The organism is Achromobacter sp. (assembly GCF_036567245.1).
GTDB lineage: Bacteria > Pseudomonadota > Gammaproteobacteria > Burkholderiales > Burkholderiaceae_B > Achromobacter.
The window spans coordinates 1-18,773 of sequence record NZ_DATCUY010000575.1 but is presented as its reverse complement, the minus strand read 5'-3'; the positions used below and the strand labels follow the sequence as shown (position 1 = coordinate 18,773).

19 protein-coding genes are annotated in these 18,773 nt (G+C 65.8%); 7 read left to right on the top strand and 12 right to left on the bottom strand.

What is annotated here, in order from left to right; translation table 11 throughout:
* Window positions 1–10: 10 nt before the first annotated feature.
* The 5 genes from VIR09_RS24365 to VIR09_RS24345 all read left to right on the top strand — a co-directional run bounded on the left by VIR09_RS24365 (window position 11) and on the right by VIR09_RS24345 (window position 5,363).
* Window positions 11–1,576: an ABC transporter substrate-binding protein gene (locus tag VIR09_RS24365; protein WP_332015186.1), complete on the top strand. Its 1,566-nt coding sequence runs from the start codon at window positions 11–13 to the stop codon at window positions 1,574–1,576.
* 659 nt (window positions 1,577–2,235) lie between these two features.
* The gene (locus VIR09_RS24360; protein WP_332015184.1) at window positions 2,236–2,874 is read left to right on the top strand and encodes a GntR family transcriptional regulator; all 639 of its coding nucleotides are present in this window, start codon (window positions 2,236–2,238) and stop codon (window positions 2,872–2,874) included.
* Between the two features lies 1 nt (window position 2,875).
* Window positions 2,876–3,373, top strand: coding sequence for an ureidoglycolate lyase (locus VIR09_RS24355; RefSeq protein WP_332015183.1), 498 nt, complete (start codon window positions 2,876–2,878; stop codon window positions 3,371–3,373).
* A gap of 24 nt (window positions 3,374–3,397) precedes the next feature.
* Window positions 3,398–4,324, top strand: coding sequence for an allantoinase PuuE (locus VIR09_RS24350; protein WP_332015182.1), 927 nt, complete (start codon window positions 3,398–3,400; stop codon window positions 4,322–4,324).
* Between the two features lie 43 nt (window positions 4,325–4,367).
* Complete coding sequence (locus VIR09_RS24345) at window positions 4,368–5,363, top strand: tripartite tricarboxylate transporter substrate binding protein (protein ID WP_332015181.1); 996 nt, start codon at window positions 4,368–4,370, stop codon at window positions 5,361–5,363.
* A 99-nt stretch (window positions 5,364–5,462) separates the two neighbouring features.
* Here the strand turns inward: VIR09_RS24345 and VIR09_RS24340 are convergent, their stop codons facing one another.
* The 9 genes from VIR09_RS24340 to ytfE form a co-directional block, all read right to left on the bottom strand.
* Complete coding sequence (locus VIR09_RS24340; protein WP_332015180.1) at window positions 5,463–7,022, bottom strand: ABC transporter substrate-binding protein; 1,560 nt, start codon at window positions 7,020–7,022, stop codon at window positions 5,463–5,465.
* A 187-nt stretch (window positions 7,023–7,209) separates the two neighbouring features.
* On the bottom strand, window positions 7,210–7,830 hold the full coding sequence (locus VIR09_RS24335; protein WP_332015179.1) for a GntR family transcriptional regulator: 621 nt from the start codon (window positions 7,828–7,830) through the stop codon (window positions 7,210–7,212).
* A 90-nt stretch (window positions 7,831–7,920) separates the two neighbouring features.
* Complete coding sequence (locus tag VIR09_RS24330) at window positions 7,921–9,576, bottom strand: ABC transporter ATP-binding protein (protein ID WP_332015178.1); 1,656 nt, start codon at window positions 9,574–9,576, stop codon at window positions 7,921–7,923.
* Window positions 9,573–10,394: an ABC transporter permease gene (locus VIR09_RS24325; protein WP_013392104.1), complete on the bottom strand. Its 822-nt coding sequence runs from the start codon at window positions 10,392–10,394 to the stop codon at window positions 9,573–9,575. Before VIR09_RS24325 ends, VIR09_RS24330 begins: the two co-directional genes overlap by 4 nt.
* A complete protein-coding gene (locus tag VIR09_RS24320; RefSeq protein WP_332015177.1) occupies window positions 10,391–11,335 on the bottom strand; it encodes an ABC transporter permease in 945 nt (314 codons plus the stop codon). The genes VIR09_RS24325 and VIR09_RS24320 overlap by 4 nt, the downstream gene beginning before the upstream one ends.
* A 61-nt stretch (window positions 11,336–11,396) precedes the next feature.
* Entirely contained in the window at window positions 11,397–12,266 is an 870-nt protein-coding gene (locus VIR09_RS24315) for an alpha/beta hydrolase (RefSeq protein WP_332015176.1), read from the bottom strand.
* Window positions 12,267–12,490: 224 nt separating this feature from the next.
* Window positions 12,491–13,408, bottom strand: a complete 918-nt coding sequence (locus tag VIR09_RS24310) for a DUF808 domain-containing protein (protein WP_332015175.1) — start codon at window positions 13,406–13,408, stop codon at window positions 12,491–12,493.
* Between the two features lie 113 nt (window positions 13,409–13,521).
* A complete protein-coding gene (locus tag VIR09_RS24305) occupies window positions 13,522–13,932 on the bottom strand; it encodes a hemerythrin domain-containing protein (RefSeq protein WP_332015174.1) in 411 nt (136 codons plus the stop codon).
* Between the two features lie 76 nt (window positions 13,933–14,008).
* Complete coding sequence (gene ytfE, locus VIR09_RS24300; protein WP_332015173.1) at window positions 14,009–14,689, bottom strand: iron-sulfur cluster repair protein YtfE; 681 nt, start codon at window positions 14,687–14,689, stop codon at window positions 14,009–14,011.
* Between the two features lie 152 nt (window positions 14,690–14,841).
* Here ytfE and norR point away from each other — a divergent pair, with 152 nt between their 5' ends.
* A complete protein-coding gene (gene norR, locus VIR09_RS24295; protein ID WP_332015172.1) occupies window positions 14,842–16,365 on the top strand; it encodes a nitric oxide reductase transcriptional regulator NorR in 1,524 nt (507 codons plus the stop codon).
* Window positions 16,366–16,381: 16 nt separating this feature from the next.
* On the opposite strand, the gene VIR09_RS24290 is transcribed toward norR, so the two are convergent.
* Together VIR09_RS24290 and VIR09_RS24285 are read right to left on the bottom strand one after the other, a co-directional pair.
* A complete protein-coding gene (locus VIR09_RS24290) occupies window positions 16,382–16,639 on the bottom strand; it encodes a hypothetical protein (RefSeq protein ID WP_332015171.1) in 258 nt (85 codons plus the stop codon).
* Window positions 16,640–16,679: 40 nt separating this feature from the next.
* Window positions 16,680–16,883, bottom strand: a complete 204-nt coding sequence (locus tag VIR09_RS24285; RefSeq protein WP_006217928.1) for a cold-shock protein — start codon at window positions 16,881–16,883, stop codon at window positions 16,680–16,682.
* 419 nt (window positions 16,884–17,302) lie between these two features.
* Here VIR09_RS24285 and VIR09_RS24280 point away from each other — a divergent pair, with 419 nt between their 5' ends.
* Window positions 17,303–17,749, top strand: coding sequence for a hypothetical protein (locus VIR09_RS24280; protein ID WP_332015185.1), 447 nt, complete (start codon window positions 17,303–17,305; stop codon window positions 17,747–17,749).
* A 23-nt stretch (window positions 17,750–17,772) separates the two neighbouring features.
* On the opposite strand, the gene VIR09_RS24275 is transcribed toward VIR09_RS24280, so the two are convergent.
* Window positions 17,773–18,773, bottom strand: a 1,001-nt coding sequence (locus VIR09_RS24275) for an alpha/beta fold hydrolase (protein WP_332015170.1), incomplete at its 5' end; no start/stop codon positions are given.

The following is an 18,773-nucleotide window of genomic DNA, read 5'->3' as shown; positions in this document are numbered from 1 at the left end:
AGACGTATCAATGAAAAACCCTCTATTGAACGCCGCGGTTGTGCTGGCGCTGGGCGCCATGGCCGGCGCGGCGTGGGCGCAATCCGCCCTGCCGCTGCGCATTTCGCTCACGGCCGACATCCGCTCCACCGAACCCGGCGTGAACCGCGACAGCAATAGCGACGCGGTGGTGCTGCACATCGTCGAAGGCCTGGTGGCCTATGGCGAGGACGCGGAGGTCCGCCCCCTGCTGGCCAAGTCGGTGGACATCAGCCCGGACGGCAAGACCTATACCTTCAAGCTGCGCGAGGGCGTCAAGTTCCATAACGGCAAGCCCATGACCTCGGCCGACGTGCTGTGGACCTGGCAGCACTACACCGCCGCCAATTCGGGCTGGCGCTGCGCCAGCGAATTCGACGGGCGCGGCACGGTCAAGGTGACCGGCGTGGAAGCGCCGGACGCGCAGACCGTGGTCTACCGCATCGAAAAGCCCAGCAGCCTGTTCCTGGCGACGCTGGCGCGCGCCGACTGCGGCGGCACCGGCATCCTGTCCAGGGATTCGGTGCGCGCGGACGGTTCCTGGGACAAGCCCATCGGCACCGGTCCATTCGAATTGGCTGAGTGGAAGCGCGGCGAGTATGTGCGCCTGACGAAGTTCGCGGACTACTCGAACCTGGACGGCAAGCGCGACGGCTACACGGGCTCGAAGCGACCGCTGGTGGACGAGGTGCGCTTCCTGATCGTGCCGGACGATTCCACCGCCAAGGCGGCCCTGCAGCGCGGCAATATCGACATCATCGAGGACGTGTCCAATAGCGACGTGCCGGTGCTGCAAGGCACGCCGAACGTCAAGGTGGCGCACGCGCCGGTGATGAGCATGACGGCGCTGCTGATGCAGACCAAGGATCCGGTGCTGGCCAATTCCAAGATGCGCCAGGCTTTGGCGCACGCGATCGATTACCAGCAGTTGGCGGCGGCGGTGACGGAAGGCTTGGCGCAGCCGAACAATTCGATCGTGCCGCTGGTGTCGCCCTACTACGACGCAGCGCAGAAGCAGGGCTGGAACTACGATCCGGCGCTGGCGCAGAAGCTGCTGGGCGAGGCGGGCTACAAGGGACAGGAACTGACGATCCTGACGACCAAGCGTTATCCGCAGTCGTATAACTCGGCGGTGATCGTCCAGGCGATGCTGCAGGCGGTGGGGATCAAGGCACAGTTGTCGGTGGTGGAGTGGGCGACGCAGCTGGACCGCTATAACGCGGGCACCTACCAGATGATGACCTTCCCTTATTCTGCGCGGCTGGATGCGGCGTTGAATTACGAGATGGTGACGGGGGATAAGGCGAAGCAGCCGCGCAAGGTCTGGGACAACCCGGAGGCGCTGAAGCTGATCGAGGCGGCGTCGGCGGACACGGATCATGCGAAGCGGCAGGCTTCGTTTGACCAGCTGCATCGATTGTTCCTGGCGGATGTGCCTAGTATTCCTTTGTATAACGGGTTGGATATTGGGGCTTTTCGGGCGGATATCAGGGGGTATCAGCCTTGGGCGGTTAAGAAGCCGCGGGCATGGGAAGTGGAGCGGGTTGCGGCTCCGTGATGTTGTCTTTGTAGTCGGCGGTGTTTTCTTCGTAGGTCGCCCGGCGGCGCGAGCCCCAAGGCGGCTCGCGCCCACGATTGCGGTCCGGAGCGTTCGCTCCGGACTGCCCCTTCGTCATCGTCGTCACCGCCTGCGGCGGCTCCTTCCGATTCCCTCGGGCGCATCGAGGTTGCTCGCAGCCTTGGGGCCCGCGCCGCCGGGCTGCCTTCATCTTGGCTTGTTGCGCCGTCAGGCCAGTGGGTGGTGGAGAGGTTTGCGGGGCCCGCTGCTTGCGGCCGCGCAGGCGGCCGCAAGCAGCTTACGTGGTGGTGGGGCGTCGTGATGATTTGCGCTTGCGCGCGGGTGTTTATTCTGTCTTTCTCCCGTTCTTCGTCGTTCCGCGTTCGTCGTCTCCCTTCCTGGTACTTCCCTCGTCTTTCCTTTTGCGTTTCCCCTCGCGCATTCACGCGCGGCCGCCCGCTACCTTGGGCGCCTCTTCTTCACATACCCCGCTTTTCAAATCCGCCGCCCACTGGGCTACCGCTGGCCGCCTAGCAATAACCACTAGGGATACTACTGGTATCTCTTTGGGATACCAGTGGGGTACCTTCTCATCCATTGCGCGGGACGGCAATTGGGAGTCTCTGTCGTCGGCGCCTTTTTCTTACGCTGCAACCCACATGAACGCTACACAACGCACCTATCAAACCCTGCTGGACCAGATCGTTTCGCGCCGGATTCCGGCGGGGGAAGTGTTGGAGGAACGACGGCTGGCGGATGAGCTGGAGGTGTCGCGCACGCCTTTGCGCGCGGCCATGAACCGGCTGCTGGGCGAAGGGATGCTGGAGCGGCTGTCCAACGGGTCCATCGTGGTGCGCTCGTTTGGCGTCACGGATCTGCTGGAGCTGCTGCAGATCCGCAGCCTGCTGGAGAGCGAGGCGGCGGCGATGGCGACGAGCCGGATTCCGGCGGAACCGCTGGAGGGACTGCGCGCCCGGTTACAGGCGATGCTGGATGCGAAGACGCCGGATGAAAAGTCGGACTGGGAGGTCGACAACGCGCTGCACGATTTGGTGGCGGCGTATTGCGGCAACCGGAATCTGGCCTCCATGATCACGGCGGCGCGACGGCAGGTGCGGATGTGCGATGTCGAACGCTTGCCGCAACGGCAGGTACAGGCGCGCGAGGAGCATCTGGCGATCATCGAGGCGCTGCTGTCGGGCGATGCGGCGCGGGCGCGGCAGGCGATGGCGGGGCATCTGGAAAACGTGCGCCGCAGCTATGTGAATTCGCTGGGATATCTGAGCCATGGCGCGTGACATGAGCGAATCCCCGCACATGATCCGCCCGCGGCCGCTCACACCCGCGGCGTTCGCGCCGTATGGCGAGGTGATTGCGCACCAGGGCGCGGAGCGCCGCCACTATCTGACCGAGCCCATGCGGCATGGACCCGAGGTCGTGCGGCATGCGGGCTGGGTGAGCCGGGTGCAGGCTGCGGCGCCGGGGCCGGTCGAAATCCGCTTGATGGAACGCCATCGCTTTGCGGCGCAGAGTTTCGTGCCGCTGACGGACTCGCCCTATCTGGTCGTGGTGGCGCCTACTGGCGCCGACGATCTGCCCGACATGGCGCGGCTGGAAGCGTTTCTCGCTACCGGCAGCCAGGGCGTGTGCTATCGCGTCGGCGCCTGGCATCACGGCCTGACCGTGTTGCAGGGGCCGGCGGAATTCCTGGTCCTGATGGGCCAGACCGGCCGTGGCGATGACGACGAGTTCTGGCAGGCGCCGGCTCCGCACGCCCTGGTTTCGATTTCCGATTGATTCCTCACCGATGACTTGCCCGCTATGACTACCGATCATCCGCACTTGCGCCGCGACTTTGTCGGCTACGGCGCCAACCCGCCCGATCCCCACTGGCCGGGCGGCGCGCGCCTGGCTCTGAACCTCTGCATCAACTACGAGGAAGGCGGCGAGCCTTCGGTGCCGGACGGCGACACTGAATCCGAGACCGGGCTGACCGAAGGCGGCGCGGGCGGCTTCGCTGGGCGCGACCTCGCGGCCGAGTCGATGTTCGAGTACGGCAGCCGGATCGGCTTCTGGCGCGTGCACCGTCTGCTGCAGGAGCGCGGCATGGCGGCGACGATACTGGGCTGCGGCCTGGCGCTGGAACGCAATCCCGAGGTCTGCGAGGCCATCAAGACGGCGGACTATGACGTGTGCGCGCACGGCTGGCGCTGGGAACGGCACCAGAACCTGACGCTGGAACAGGAACGCGAGCGCATCCGCCGCACCGTGGAATCGATCACCCGCACGGTGGGCTCGCGCCCGTTGGGATGGTATTGCCGCTACGGCCCCAGCCTGAACACCCGCGCCCTGCTGGCCGAGGAAGGCGGCTTCCTCTACGACTCCGATACCTACAACGACGAGCTGCCCTACTGGACCCAGGTCGGCGGCAAGCCCCACCTGCTGGTGCCTTACGGCCTGGCCAACAACGACGCCAAGTTCATCCGCGGCGGCATGGCCACGGGGCAGGACCTGTTCGAGTACCTGCGCGACGCATTCGACATGCTGTACGAGGAAGGCGCCACGGCTCCCAAGATGATGTCCGTGGGACTGCATCTGCGGCTGGTCGGCCAGCCCGGACGCGCGGCGGGCCTGGCGCGTTTCCTGGACCACGTGGCGGCGCACGGCGACGTCTGGGTCTGCCGCCGCGCCGACATCGCGCGCCACTGGCATGCGCACCATCCGGCCGCCCAAGGCGCCGCGCGCTGATTTTTTTTCTGCATCGCCCACGTTTTCTCATCAGGAGAGCAGCATGTCGAAGTACCAGAAAATCAATCGCCGCGGCCTGCTGGCCACGGCCCTGGCCGGGTTGCTGGCGCTGGGCCTGAGCCCGGCCGCGCAAGCCGAGCCCTATCCGAACAAGCCGATACGCATCGTCGTGCCCTTCCCGCCCGGCGGCGCGGCCGACACGCTGGCGCGCGCCTTGTCGCAGCAGTTGAACGACACGCTGGGCAAGCAGGTCATCGTGGAAAACCGCGCCGGCGCGGGCGGCACCATTGGCACCAATGCGGTGGCGCGCGCGGAGCCGGACGGCTACACGCTGCTGCTGGGCAATGTGTCGACGCTGGCGATCGCGCCCAGCCTGTATCCGAACCTGAACTACGACCCCGTGAAGGACTTCACGCCGATCACGCTGGTGGGCAAGAGCCCGCTGGTGTTCGCGGTCAATCCGGGCCTGCAGGCGAAGAACCTGCCGGAACTGATCGCGCTGGCGAACAAGGATCCGGGCAAGCTTACCTTCGGCTCTTCCGGCGCGGGCAGCATCACCCATCTGACGGGCGAAGTGCTGAACCTGGCCACCGGCGGCAAGCTGGTGCACGTGCCCTACAAGGGCAGCTCGCCGGTGCTGCTGGCGGTGGCCTCCGGTGAATTGAGCATGGGCGTGACGCAGGTGGTGGAAATGCTGCCGCAGTACAAGGGCGGCCGGGTCGGCGCCGCGGCGGTGACGGGCAAGGAAAAGTCGCCTGCCCTGCCTGAAGTGACGACCGCGGCATCGCAGGGCGTAAAGGGGCTGGAAGCCACCACCTGGTACAGCCTGATGGCGCCGGCGGGCGTGCCCGCGGAAGTGGTGCAGCGCCTGCAGCCCGCGCTGGAGAAAGTGCTGACCAACGCCGAGCTGCGCAAGCGTTTTGCCGACGAAGGCCTGATCCTGGCGCCGTCCACGCAAGCCGAGCTGAGCGCGTTCCTGGGTACCGAAGTCCGGGATTGGGCCGCTGTGATCAAGCAGGCGGGCGTCAAGCTCGACTGAGCGTATCTCTGCGGAGTCGACACCCGCGCGCAGTCCGCATGACATCGGCCCTGAGTTCACACTCAGGGCCGCAATCGCGTCCCGCTTGCGGACAATCGCTTACTTGCCGTCCCGGACCTTGGTTTCCCAGGCCCGCGGCTTGCCTTCCCAGACCGAGAATCCCTCCACGCGCTTGCTGGAAGCCCAGGCGTCGGCGCCGTTGTACAGCATCAGCATCGGCGTCTGTTCCAGCATCAAGGCGTGCAGTTGGTCGAACAGGGCCTGGCGCTTGGCCGGGTCGGATTCCAGGAAGCTCTCGTCGATCAGCTTCTGCGCCGCGGGGTCGTCCCAGACCTTGCGCGGCTGCTTGGCCTTGTCACCGGAGAACTGCTCGAAGCTCAGCGACGGGTCCAGCCGCGACGAGAACGAGAACGAGCTGATCTGGTACTTGCCGGTGTTGTAGCGGTCCAGCTGCGTGGCCCATTCCAGCACCTCGATCTTGGCGTTGATGCCCACCGACTGCATCATGGCCTGCGCGATCACCGCCACCTGATAGCTGGGCACATGGGCGCGCTTGTTGGCGTAGATGACCACGGGCTCGCCCTTGTAGCCGGCTTCCTTCAGCAATTGCTGGGCGCGAGCCGGATCGTATTTGTAGCCGCGCTTTTCCGCCTCCTTGTAATAGGCGGAACCCGCGTAGACGGCGGAGTTGTTCAGCTGGCCCAGGCCCTCCGAAGCTGCGGCCACGACCTGCGGGATATCCAGCGACGCGGCGATGGCCTGGCGGATCTTGACGTTCTTCAGCACCGGATCCGTGGTCTGGAACAGCATTACGTGCTTGACGGCATCATGCGGGCTGAACACGGTCAGGTTCTTCGCGCTTTTCAGTTCGCCCACGTCGGTGTTGGTGATCTGCGCGGCGTCGATGGCGCCCGACAGCAAGCCGGCCTTCGACGTCGAAGGATCGGGAACGACCAGGAACTTCACCTCCTCCACCAGCGGGCGCTTGGAGCCGACGTAGCCGTTCGGCTTGTCGCCGCCGGGCGAGGCGTACTCCTTGAAGGCGGACAGCAGTGTGTATTCGCCGCGCTTCCAGTCCTTGAACATGTAGGGGCCGGTACCTACCGGCTTGATCCAGGAACCGTCGGCCGCGACCGAATCCTTGGAGATGATCGCCGTCATGCCGCAGTCGGTGCGGGCCAGCGAATCCAGGAACACGGCCGACTTGCGGTCCACCTTCATCACCACGGTCTGCGCGTCGGGCGCGGACACCTCCGTCACCTTCAGGCCGTTGCGGCCGTCGAAATCGCTTCGGCAGCGCCAATCCGTCTTGGGATCCATGTAGCGCTGCCAATTCCAGATCACGTCGGCCGAAGTCAGCGTGGCGCCGTTGTGGAACTTGACGCCTTCGCGCAGCTTGAAGGTATAGGTCAGGCCGTCTTCCGACAGGTCCACCGACTTGGCCAGCAAGGGGCCGACGGTGCCGTCTTCGCGGTAGCCGACCAGGCCCTCGACGATGTTGAGCACCACGCCGTCGGTGGTGTTGTCGCGGTTGACGCCGGGGTTGGTCGAGCGGATGTCGGCGGGCTGGGCGATGGTAAGCAGCGCGGCCTGGGCCGAACCAGCGGCGGCCAGCGCCAGGCTAAGCGCGAGCGCTCTGGGTAGGAAAACGTGGTGCATGCAAAGACTCCCCGGCGTGCGGCGCAAAATTCACGCATATATTGGCGCCAAAATTAGCTGCTCATTATGGGCGGAATGCGCCACGCCGCTATCGGGGGTATCCCTGAAATCACCTCCGGAATGAAAAACGGCGTCCCTGGTTAACCAGGGACGCCGCGTGCGGGAAGAGCCAGTCGCCGAATACGCGTCAGGAAATGTCCTGGCCGACGTGCTGGGCGATGATCTTCTGCAGGCGCTTGACGTCGCGCGCTTCCAGCGCGTCCACCATGTCGAAATGCTCGCGCGCGGAAATCTCGATGCGCGAACGCGTCACCCATTCCTTGGCCGGCGCCGCCGGGCCGCGGGCCCGGGTTTCCTGGATCAGCGCGGTCAATTCCCGGTTGCGGCACATGTCATACATGCCCGCATGAAAAGCCAGGTTGACCTCGTACTGCTCCAGCAGCGTGCCGTCCTGCAGCAGCTTGGCGAAGCGTTCGGCCAAGGTGCGCAAGGCCCGCACCTTGGCCGCCGTGACATTGGGCATCAGGTCCGCCGCCGCGCCCGTTTCCAGCAGAACCCGGATATCGCGGATCTGCAGGTGCTGGTCCGGGTCCATGGCGTAGACGTGGTAGCCCCGGTTCGGGATGTGCGCGATCAGCCGCTTGGCGGCCAATTGGTCTAGCGCCCGCCGCACGTCCAGACGCTTGGCGTCATAGCGTTCCTGCAGGTCGATCTGTTTCAGCCAGGCGCCGGGACCGTACACACCCGCCTGAATATCGTGGGCGATGCGATCAACCAGGCCGGGTTGCGCCGTTGCCGCTTTCGGCATGGACCACTCCCGTCTATCAAATCCGAAGCGCGTATTTTATGCGTAAGTATCCCGGGGGACGGCGCCAGCGCCCCCTGGGAAACCCACCCCTCAGGCGCTGGCCCGCAATGGCTCCTGCCGGTCCAGCCGCCAACGCAACCGCACGCCGCCGGTTTCGGTGGATTCCAGCGCCGGAATCGCCGACAGCAGGCTGCGGGTGTATTCCTCCTGCGGCTGGTCGAACACGGCGTCGCGCGAACCCTGCTCGACGATGCCGCCGTCGCGCATCACCACCACGCGGTCGGCCACCTGCTCCACCACGCCCAGGTCATGGCTGATGAACAGGCAGGAAAAGCCGTGGCGCTCCTGCAGGTCGGCAAACAGGTCCAGCACCTGCGCGCGCACGGTCACATCCAGCGCGGACACCGGCTCGTCGGCAATGACGAAGGCCGGACGACGCACGATGGCGCGGGCGATCGCCACGCGCTGGCGCTGCCCGCCCGACATCTCGTGGGGAAAGCGCTTGGCGTATTCGGAGCCCAGCCCCACTTCGGCCAGCACCTCGTCCACCCGGCGGCGCTTGTCTGCCGCGGGCATGTCGCCCAGCATGCGCAGGCCTTCGCCCACCAGTTGGCCGATGGTCATGCGCGGATCCAGCGAGGAATACGGGTCCTGGAACACCATCTGGCAATTCAGCCGGTAGTCGCGCCAGGAGGCCGACCGGCGGTTCACGGGCTGGCCGCGGAACAGAATCTGGCCCGAGGTGGGCGCAAGCAGGCCGGCAATGGCCCGGCCCAGCGTGGTCTTGCCCGAACCCGAGCCGCCCACCACCGCCACCACTTCGCGCGGCTTGACGTGCAGGTCTATGCCGTTGAGCGCGCGCTTGGCGCCGGTGCGCGAAAACAGCCGCTGGTGCCCGGCGTAGTCGACCACCAGGTTCTTGACCTCGACGATGGGCGCCTCCTTGCCCAGCTGTCGCGCCGGCAGGCGGCGCGGCATGGCGTCCAGCAGCTTGCGGGTGTAGGGATGCTGCGGTCGTTCCAGGATGGCGGCCGTGGCGCCGGTTTCCAGCACCTTGCCGTGCTGCATCACCACCATGCGTTCCGTGTAGCGCGCCACCATCGGCAAGTCGTGGCTGATCATCAGCACCGCGGTATGGTGTTCGCGCGTCAGGTCCACCATCAATTCCAGCACGTCGCGCTGCACCACCGCGTCCAGCGCGGTGGTGGGCTCGTCGGCGATCAGCAGCGCCGGCTCCAGCAGCATCACCGAGGCCAGCATCATGCGCTGGCGCATGCCGCCGGAGAACTCGTGGGGCCAAGCCTCCATTGCGCCCTTGGGATCGCGGATGCCGACCCGGCGCAGCATTTCCAGGATGCGTTCGCGGCGCGCCGCCGTGGACAGGTCCTTGCGGTGGAGCTTCAAGCCCTCGTCCAGTTGCCGGCCGATGGGCATGGACGGATTCAGCGACGTCATCGGCTCCTGGAACACCATGCCGATGCGCGCGCCGCGCAGCTTGCGCAGCGCGGCCGGCGAGGCCTGGATCACTTCGACGCCTTCGAACTTGATGGAGCCGCCCGCCACCACCAGCGGCGACGGCGTCAGGCCCATGATGGCGCGCGCGGCCTGCGTCTTGCCGCTGCCGGATTCACCGACGATGCCGACCATCTCGCCGGGCGCCACCTCGAAGGACACCCCGCTGACGATTTCGCGGCCGCCGTGGCCGACGCTCAGCGACAGATTCGATACCGATACCAATGCGCTCATTGCACGCCCCTCATGCGGGGATCGAAACGGTCTCGCACCGCGTCGCCCAGCAGATTGATCCCCAGCAGCGCGAGCGCGATGGCCAGGCCGGGAAGTATGGAAAGATAGGAAGCCTGCGCCATGAACGGCCGGGCGGCGGCCAGCATATTGCCCCAGGTGGGCGCGGGAGGCGGCACGCCCAGGCCCAGGAAGGACAGCGCGCTCTCCGCCAGGATGACCCAGCCGAACATGGAGGTCGCCAGCACCGTCAACGGCGCCACGCAATTCGGCAGCACGTGGCGGAACATGGTGTAGAGCTCGGAATTGCCCAGCACGCGCGAGGATTCGATGAACTCCTTCTCGCGCAGCGACAGCACCGTGCCACGCACGATGCGCGTCACCGAAGGCGTATAGGCCAGGCCCAGCGCCAGAATGATGCCGTACTTGTTCGCGCCCACGACCGCCAGCAGGCCCAAGGCCAGCAGCAGCCCGGGGAACGCCAGCAGCGCATTGTTGAAGGCCATGATGATGCGGTCGGTCCAGCCCCGCACGAAGCCCGTGAGCGTGCCGATGAGGGTGCCCGCGACGATGGCGAAGGTCACGGTCAGCAGGCTGATCCAGACGCTGCTGGAGGCGCCGGCCAGCAGGCGCGACAGCTCGTCGCGCCCGAACTCGTCCGTGCCCAGCAGGAACTCGCCCCCGGGCGGCTTGAGCCGCGCCACGAAGTTGATCTTGAGCGGGTCATGCGGCGTCCAGAAGGCGCCCATGACGGCCGCCACTATCATCAGCGCCACGATAGCGCCGCCCAGTAGCGCGTTGGCTGCGATTCGCTTTTTCATTCGGCGGTCACTCTCGGATCGAAAAGGGGATAGCAAAGGTCGATGAACAGATTCACGATCACGTAGACCACGCCCACGAACAGCAGACAGCCCTGGATCACGGGGTAATCGCGGGCGAAGATGGAGTCCACCAGCAGGCGTCCCAGTCCGGGAATGGTGAACACGGTCTCCACCACCGCTATGCCGCCCAACAGGTTGCCCAGCACCAGCCCGATCAGCGTCCAGGTCGGGCCGAAGGCGTTGCGAAAGGCATGGCGCATCAGCACCGCAGATTCGGACAGGCCCTTGGCGCGCGCGTGGGTGATGTAGTCCAGTCGCAGCACTTCCAGCGTGCTGGCCCGCGCCATGCGCATCAGCACGCCGATCTCATGCAGGAACAGAGTCAGGATGGGCATGGCCAGGTACAGCAAGCCGGCCTTCCAGTCCTCGCCGATGGAGACGTAGCCCACCACCGGCAGCCATTGCAGCTTGAGGCCAAAGAAGATCAGCAGCAGCAGGCCCAGCCAGAAGGTCGGAATCGACACCAGCAGCGTGGCCGTACCGACCAGGAACAGGTCGGGCGCCTTGTTCTGCTTCCAGGCGGCGATCATGCCGGCCGGCACCGCCACCAGCGCGGCGAACAGCACCGCCACCAGCACCACGCGGCCGCTGATCAGGAAACGGTCCCACACCAGCGGCAGCACCGGCTGGCCGGTGTTGATGGACGAGCCCAGGTCCCCGTGCAGCATGTTGCCGAACCAGATGCCGAACTGGGTCAGCCAGGTCTGGTCCAGCCCCAGCCGCGCCCGCAGGTCGGCCAGCGCGGCCGGCGTCGCCAGATCGCCCAGCAGCAGTTGGGCGGGATCGCCCGGTATGAGCCGGATCATCACGAACACCGCCACCGCCACGATCAGCAGTGTCGGTATGGCCATGACGATACGGGATAGCGCGAAACGCAGCATGGCCCTCTCCTATTCCGCCGTGCGGACTCGCGGACGCCCGCAAGCTCCGCGTCCGCCGGCCTCAGTTGCCTTCATGTCGCAGCTTGCGCAAGGCGGCGGCCAGGAAGTCCTGCACCTGGCCCACGCATTTCAAGCCGTCGTGCGGCACGTTTTCCACCACGTCCAGCACCGCGTTCACGCCCTGCGCTTCGAACGAGCGTCGCAGCGACTCAAGACGCTCGGGGCGCGTGTTGCCTGCGGCGTTAGCGCCGGGCATGAAGAACTTGCCGCCTTCGCGATGGGTGATTTCCCAGGTTTCCAGGTCGGCCTTGCCCACAATCATGTGCACCGCCACCTGCTTGAGCGCTTCGATGTCGATGCGTTTGCCGAAACGGGCCTCCGCGTCGCGCACGCCCACCCACCAATCCTGGCTGGGATCCAGCAGCGTCACCGAGCCCGGCGCGCCGATCGACACGGCCCACAGGCTTTCCGGGTGCAGATAGGCGAAACGATTCACGAACTGGCCGCCGCCGGAGTAGCCGAACAGGCCGAACTTCTTGAAGTCGCAGCCGAACTTCTCGCCCACTTCCGCCACCATGTCGAGCAGGATCTCGTCATAGCGGATGTCGCCTTCGCGCAATTGCTTGAAGCCGTCGCGGTTACCGTCGCCCAGCGGGCTCACGGGGAACAGCGGGCACAGCACGATGCAGTCGTTCCAGCGGGCGAACTCCGCGAACGCGTCGCGGTATTCCACGAAGGCACGGCCGGTGCCGTGCATGATCACCACCAGCTGCATCGGATGCCTGGCGCTGTCGATGTGCGGCGGCACATAGGTGCAATAGGAAAAGCGCGGGTCGGAGCGCGCGGCGAAGACGGTGCTGTGGCCCAGGTCGTACATGGCCCGGGCGCGGGCGGCGTCGGGCTGGATGGCGAGTGCTGCGTTGGACTGCATGATTTCCTCGTTTCCATGGCCGCGCGCGGCGGACGCATGGTTTATGCCGGTGGTCGAAATAATGATCACATAAATTGGCGCCAATTTTAGGCGCACGTATTCCGGCGCAACAAGGCAGGGGATTCCCTAGGAACGTAAAAAAGGAGCGCCGCGGCGCTCCCTGGATGGCTTGGGCGCAGCCCGCTCAGCGGGGCCGCGCCTGCGCGTTTCAGCCTTTCCTCGCTTCAGCCCTTCTTGAACAGCCGTTTGGCAAGGCTGACCACTCCCAGCACCACGGCTCCGGCCACGATGCCGAACAAGGCATTGAGCAGCGTGGCTGTCAGCGCCTGCACCACCCCGCCCCCGCCCACCGCGGCGGCAGCCTGGTCAACGACGGCCTGGACCGGCGGGATGCCGTGGGTCAGGATGGCGCCGCCCACCATGAACATGGCGGCGGTGCCCACCACCGACAGCGTCTTCATCAGATAGGGCGCCGCGCCCACGATGCGCCGGCCCAGCCAGGCCATGGCCTGGGACGACTTCTGGCTGAGGTACAGGCCCAGGTCGTCCAGCTTGACGATACCGGCCACCAGGCCATAGACCCCGACCGTCATCGCGATGGCGATGATCGACAGCACCAGCACCTGGCGGGTGAAATCCGCGTCAGCTACCGCCTCCATGCTGATGACGATGATTTCCGCCGACAGGATGAAGTCCGTGCGTACCGCGCCTTTGATTTTGTCGCGCTCGAAAGCCACCATGTCCACCGACGCGTCCTGCAGGGCTTCGGCGCGCGCCGCGTGATTACCTTCGTCCGAATCGCCGTGCGGCAGGAACTTGTGCGCCAGCTTCTCGACGCCTTCATAGCAAAGGAATGCGCCCCCCAGCATCAGCAAGGGCGTCACCGCCCAGGGCGCGAACACGCTGATCAGCAGCGCCGCCGGCACCAGGATCAGCTTGTTGATGAAGGAGCCCCTGGCCACCGCCCAGACGACGGGCAGTTCCCGGTTGACCGGGACGCCACTGACCTGCTGCGCGTTCAAGGCCAGATCGTCGCCCAGCACCCCGGCCGTTTTCTTGGCCGCGACCTTGGTCATGACGGAGACGTCGTCCAATATGGTCGCGATATCGTCGAACAGTGCGAAGAAGCTGCTTCCGGCCATCAAGAATCCCCTGTGCCTCAAAAGGATTTTCGAGTGTACAGGCGGCCACCGCCCGCCAAGCGCTGTCCGCCTGGCCGTTTTCACTTCTTTTCTGTCCGGCCCCCCGATGGCCGCTACAGCGCCTCGATGCGCGGATAGAGATCGCGGTTCTCGCGCTGCATGCGTTCATGGACGCGCCGCAGCACCGTATTGGCGTCAGCCCGGAAGCCTGCCTCGTCCAGCTCCAGGCTGCCGGCATTGTTCCAGCGCCGCGCGAATGCCTCGTAGCTGCGCGCGATCGCGTCCATTTCCTCCTGGAATGCACGGCCCGCCTGTGCCAGATCAGCATCATCGCTGCGCGCCAGCGCCGGATACAGCGCCCGGTCCTCGACCGCCAGGTGCAGCTTGATCGTGGCGCTCATGGACACGATGCCGCGCGCGATCTCGGCCGCATTGCGGGCCACGCCGGCGTGCGCCAGCCGGCGCAGGGACGCAATGCCCTGCAGGATGTCCACGTGCTGTTGCTTGAATTTATCGATGTTCATGCCCGGGTTTCCGTGCGGAAGCGGCGGGGCCTGCGCCCCGCCCGCGGTTTGCTGCGGAACCGGCCCGCAGCCCTGTTCAACTGCGCGCGTGCGCCGCGGGATTGGCAGCGTTCTCGAACAGAATGTTGTTTTCCAGGTGGATGTGCGCCATCAAATCCTCCTTGAAGGTGCGCAGGCCCAGGTACAGCGCCCGCCAGGTGTTGCATGCGGCGCGCGGCAGCGTGATGTCGTTGGTCAGCGCCAGCAGCCGTTCCAGCGCCACGCCATGGTCGTCGTGCTCCGTGCGCATGACCATGATGGGCATGGTCGCCATGGCGCCATGGCCGCGGGCCAGCATCGGGAACAGCACCTGTTCCTCTTTCTGCATATGGCTTTCCAGCTCCTGCTGCATCACGCGCAGGTGATCGGCCAGGCCGGTCGGGCAGTCGGGGCTGTCGGCGTGCACCTGCTCCACCTTCAGCGCCAGCCGGATCAACTCGGGCAGCTGCTGGCGGTGCACCTCGTGATAGCGCGCCAGGATGTGGTCGACCAGTTCGGCCGGCGTAGCCAGGCCCCAATCCGTTTCCTGCGACGGGGTGCGCGCCAGTTCGATCAGGCGCGCCTCGATCTGCGCCGCGTCCAGTGAACGCTGGGCCGCCGCCTCGGCCAGGCTCTTCTTGCCGCCACAGCAGAAATCCAGCTGGTATTCATGAAACACCTGCGTGGCGCCAGGGATGCTGCGGGCCAATTGCCCCAGGGATTGCTCAACCATGCTCATCGCGTCTCTCCATAGTTCGTGACGGGTACTGGAGTTAATGCGAAAACCGTGCCAGGAAAAACTTGCTATTTATCAATGAATTGCAAATTAAAGGGTGAATATGACCCCGGGAAACCGCGGTTCAAACCACCCCAGGACGGTAAAATTCACCCATGCAAAACCTGCTGCTTGCCGATCTGGTCGCCGATCTCCCTCCCGCAGTCCGCCTGCAGCGGCTGGTGTCCAGCTTGCGCACGCATTTCCGCTGTGGCGCCGTGGCGCTGCTGCAGCTGGAAGAAGACCACCTGCGCCCCATCGCGGTGGACGGGCTGACGCAGGACGCCCTGGGCCGCCGCTTCGCCGTGCAGCAGCATCCGCGGCTGGCGGCCATCCTGGCGCGGCGCGGCGTCACCTGTTTTCATCACGACAGCACCCTGCCCGATCCCTATGACGGCCTGATCAACGGCATGGCGGGCGAACCGCTGCCGGTGCACGATTGCATGGGCACCAGCCTGCATATCGAGGGCCGGCCCTGGGGCGTGTTGACGCTGGACGCGCTGGAAGTCGGCACCTTCGACGCCGAGGCCCAGTCCGACCTGCGCGACTACATCGTGCTGCTGGAAGCCGCCTTGCGCACCACGCGGCTGGAGGCGGAAATCCGGGCGCTGCGCGTGGCGCGCGGCGCCGAACCGGCCGACAGCGCCGTCGCCGACAACAACGAAATCCTGGGGCAAAGCGAAGCCATCGGCCGCCTGCTGCACGAAATCCAGGTGGTGGCGGACTCGGAGCTGCCGATCCTGCTGCTGGGGGAAACCGGCGTGGGCAAGGAACTGTTCGCGCATCGCGTGCACCGCCTGTCACGCCGCCGCGACAAGCCGCTGGTGCATGTGAACTGCGCCGCCCTGCCCGAATCGCTGGCCGAAAGCGAATTGTTCGGCCACGCCAAGGGTGCATTCTCAGGCGCGGTTGCGGACCGGCCGGGCCGCTTCGAGGCCGCCAATGGCGGCACGCTGTTCCTGGACGAAGTGGGCGAACTGCCGCTGCTGGTGCAGGCCAAGCTGCTGCGTACCCTGCAGAACGGCGAAATCCAGCGCTTGGGCGACGACCGCCCGCGCCGCGTGGACGTGCGCATCCTGGCCGCCACCAATCGCAGCTTGCGCGACCTGGTGCGCGCAGGCGATTTCCGCGCCGACCTCTATCACCGGCTGTCCGTCTATCCCATCCCCATCCCGCCGCTGCGCGACCGCGGCAATGACGTGCTGTTGCTGGCCGGCCGCTACCTGGAACTGAACCGCGCGCGCCTGGGCCTGCGCAGCCTGAGGCTGTCGCCCGAAGCCGAGGACATGCTGCGCCGCTATCGCTGGCCCGGCAATGTGCGCGAACTGGAGCACGTCATCAGCCGCGCCGCCATCAAGGCCGTCAGCCATGGCGCCACGCGCAACGAGATCGTGACGCTGGGCGCCAAACTGCTGGACTTGTCCGATGGCGACATGCCCGTGGCGGCGCCGCAGAACGATGCCGACGCGCCTGCCGGTCCGGACCAGACGCTACGGGAAGCGGTAGATGCCTGCCAACGGCAGGCCATCCGTCGGGCGCTGGAGGCGCATCAAGGTAATTGGGCCCACGCCGCGCGCGTGCTGGGCATGGATGCCAGCAATCTGCACAAGCTGGCGCGGCGCATCGGCCTGAAGGCCTGAGGCCACGGCCCGCGGTTCACGCTGGCCTGGCGTGCGCGTCGACGACAACGCGGCCATGATTGATCGCGGCGTCCACCGCCATGCCCGGACTGGAAACGAATCCGCCCGAAGCAAACAAAGGCACGGCGTGGGATTCGCCCGTTTTGTCCTGATTTCCGGCGAGCTCCACTGCCACCGTGGCGGTAAACGCAGGCCGTCCAGAGCCTCCGACTGAAATCCGCGACACGCTGGCTGTCAGCCGATAGCCCTTGTAGACCATATTGTTGTGAAACATGAAACCCCCTACTTGATAAAAGGGCCTTGCGGCCCTTTATTCATAAAGCGCGGATCTGCGTGGCGTGCGGCCCTTTGGCGCCCTGTGCAGTCACATAACTGACGCGCTGATTTTCGACCAGCACCTTGTGGCCGTCGCTGACGATTTCGGAGAAATGCGCGAACAGATCCTTGCCGCCATTTTCGGGCATGATAAAGCCGAAGCCCTTGGCGTCGTTAAACCATTTGACTATGCCGGTTTCCATGAGTCCTTCCTTTTAAATGCGGGACAGCGCCCGCGACGGTGGATGAGCCTGTCAAGGAAAGGACCGCGAACAATGAAGCGCCCCGCAAAGGGAGCAAGACCGGACGGAAATCTCGATGCTCGAAAAGCTTCAATCCCACTATGGGTGCAGGGTCGACGAAAGTCAATGCGCGTTTCCAATTACCACCGCGTTAACACATCTGCCGATAATCCCGGTATTTTCGGTAGCATTAACGCCTGTTTTCCGCCTATTTTCCGCCCACACGTAACGAGCATCCCGATTACGTAACGCCTTTTGCCTTTTTTCCGTGTCTTCCAGATTAAGCGCGTATGCTGCGCGAATGGTGCTTTGAACGCGCGTCGCCTCGCCGTATCGCCATAATGGAGTACGGCTATGGAAATACAACCGGCATGCAGCGCGTGAGCGCCGTAAAAAAAACCTTCGCGCGCCTGGCCCATGCATGCGGCAAGTTTTTTCCCCACAGTTCGACGCCGGCTAATGGCCGACGCAAAAGCAACGCGCATACGGATTTCCAGCCCTCGCGCGCGGCCATCTCATCGCCTTGGCGCATCTACCGCATTTACGCCCGGCCGGGACGCTTGCTGCTGCGCGACGAACAGGGCGTGGTGCTCGACCTGGGCGTGATGAAAGGGTCCGAGCCCAACCTGACTTACCGGCTATACGCGCGGAACCTGCAAGGCCACGGCTTTGCCACGCGCACGCTTCTGCTGGACGACATCGCGCGGCGGATAGAAGCCGGGGACACCGGACAGGAACTGCTGGGCCTGCCGGAATCCACATTCCCGCCCGGAGCCGATCTCGACCGCGGCACGCATGTCGATGTGTCGCTGAAGTTCGCGCGCTAGGTCGGGAAGACCGGCGTGGCGGCTCAGCGTGCCGCCGCCAAGGTATCCATCACAATGTCCGCCACCAGCTTGCTGGCTTCCCATTGCGGCATGTGGCCCGCGTCCGGCAGCAGATGCAGCGCCGTCCTCGGCGGCGCGTTCAGGGCGTGACGCCATGGGATGACGGCGTCGCGCCGGCCGTGGATCAGCGTGCAGCGGCAGGCAAGATTGGCCAGGTCCGCGACTATGCTCAGTTGTTGCACCCCATTCCAGCCCACTGCCCTGCACAGCTCGATCAGCGGTTCGCGCCGCGCCTGGGTGCTTTGCCGCAAGGCGTCGATGAAGTTGCCCGAAGGCGTCATGCCGGAGACGGTGAGCTTCTGCAGTTCGCGCTGCGCGGCCTCGTTGGTGCCGGCATGCGTCATGCCCGTGAGAAAGCTCTGATCGATCTCCGTGCCCAGTCCGACTGGCGCGATCAGGATCAGGCCGTCCACGGTCATGCCGGGCCGGGACGCGGCCCGGGCTGCCACGGCGGCGCCAAACGAATGGCCGATCAGCGTCACGGGACCGTTGCATTGGGCAGTGACCGTATCGGCCACCGTATCCACGACATGCTCGAAGTGCGTCGCCTGCGAGCGCGTGGCGCCGTGGCAAGGCAGATCCATGGCCAGCACCCGCAGGCCGGCACGGCTGAGCGCGTGCGCCAAGCTGGCCCAGGCGTCGCGGTCGCCGAACATGCCGTGGATGAGCACGGCGGTCTGGCTGTCGGCACGGCTTCCTTCCCACAAGGTAAACCGAACGTCGCCGTGGCGCGTCGCAGCCCAGGCCTCACGCTTGTCCCCCGGCGTACCCCGGGCCTGTATGCGGTCCTGCCCGTCCATGCCTGCCTGTCCGATGTCCGCCACCGTCACACGGCCGTTCGGGCCCGAGCCTTGCACCAGGTCCAGCGCAATACCGCGCTCGGCTGCAACGCGGCGGGCGGCGGGGGTGGCGAACTTGCGTGCGCCTGGCGCCACGGCCTCTGCCGGCTGTAGTGCAGGTTTCG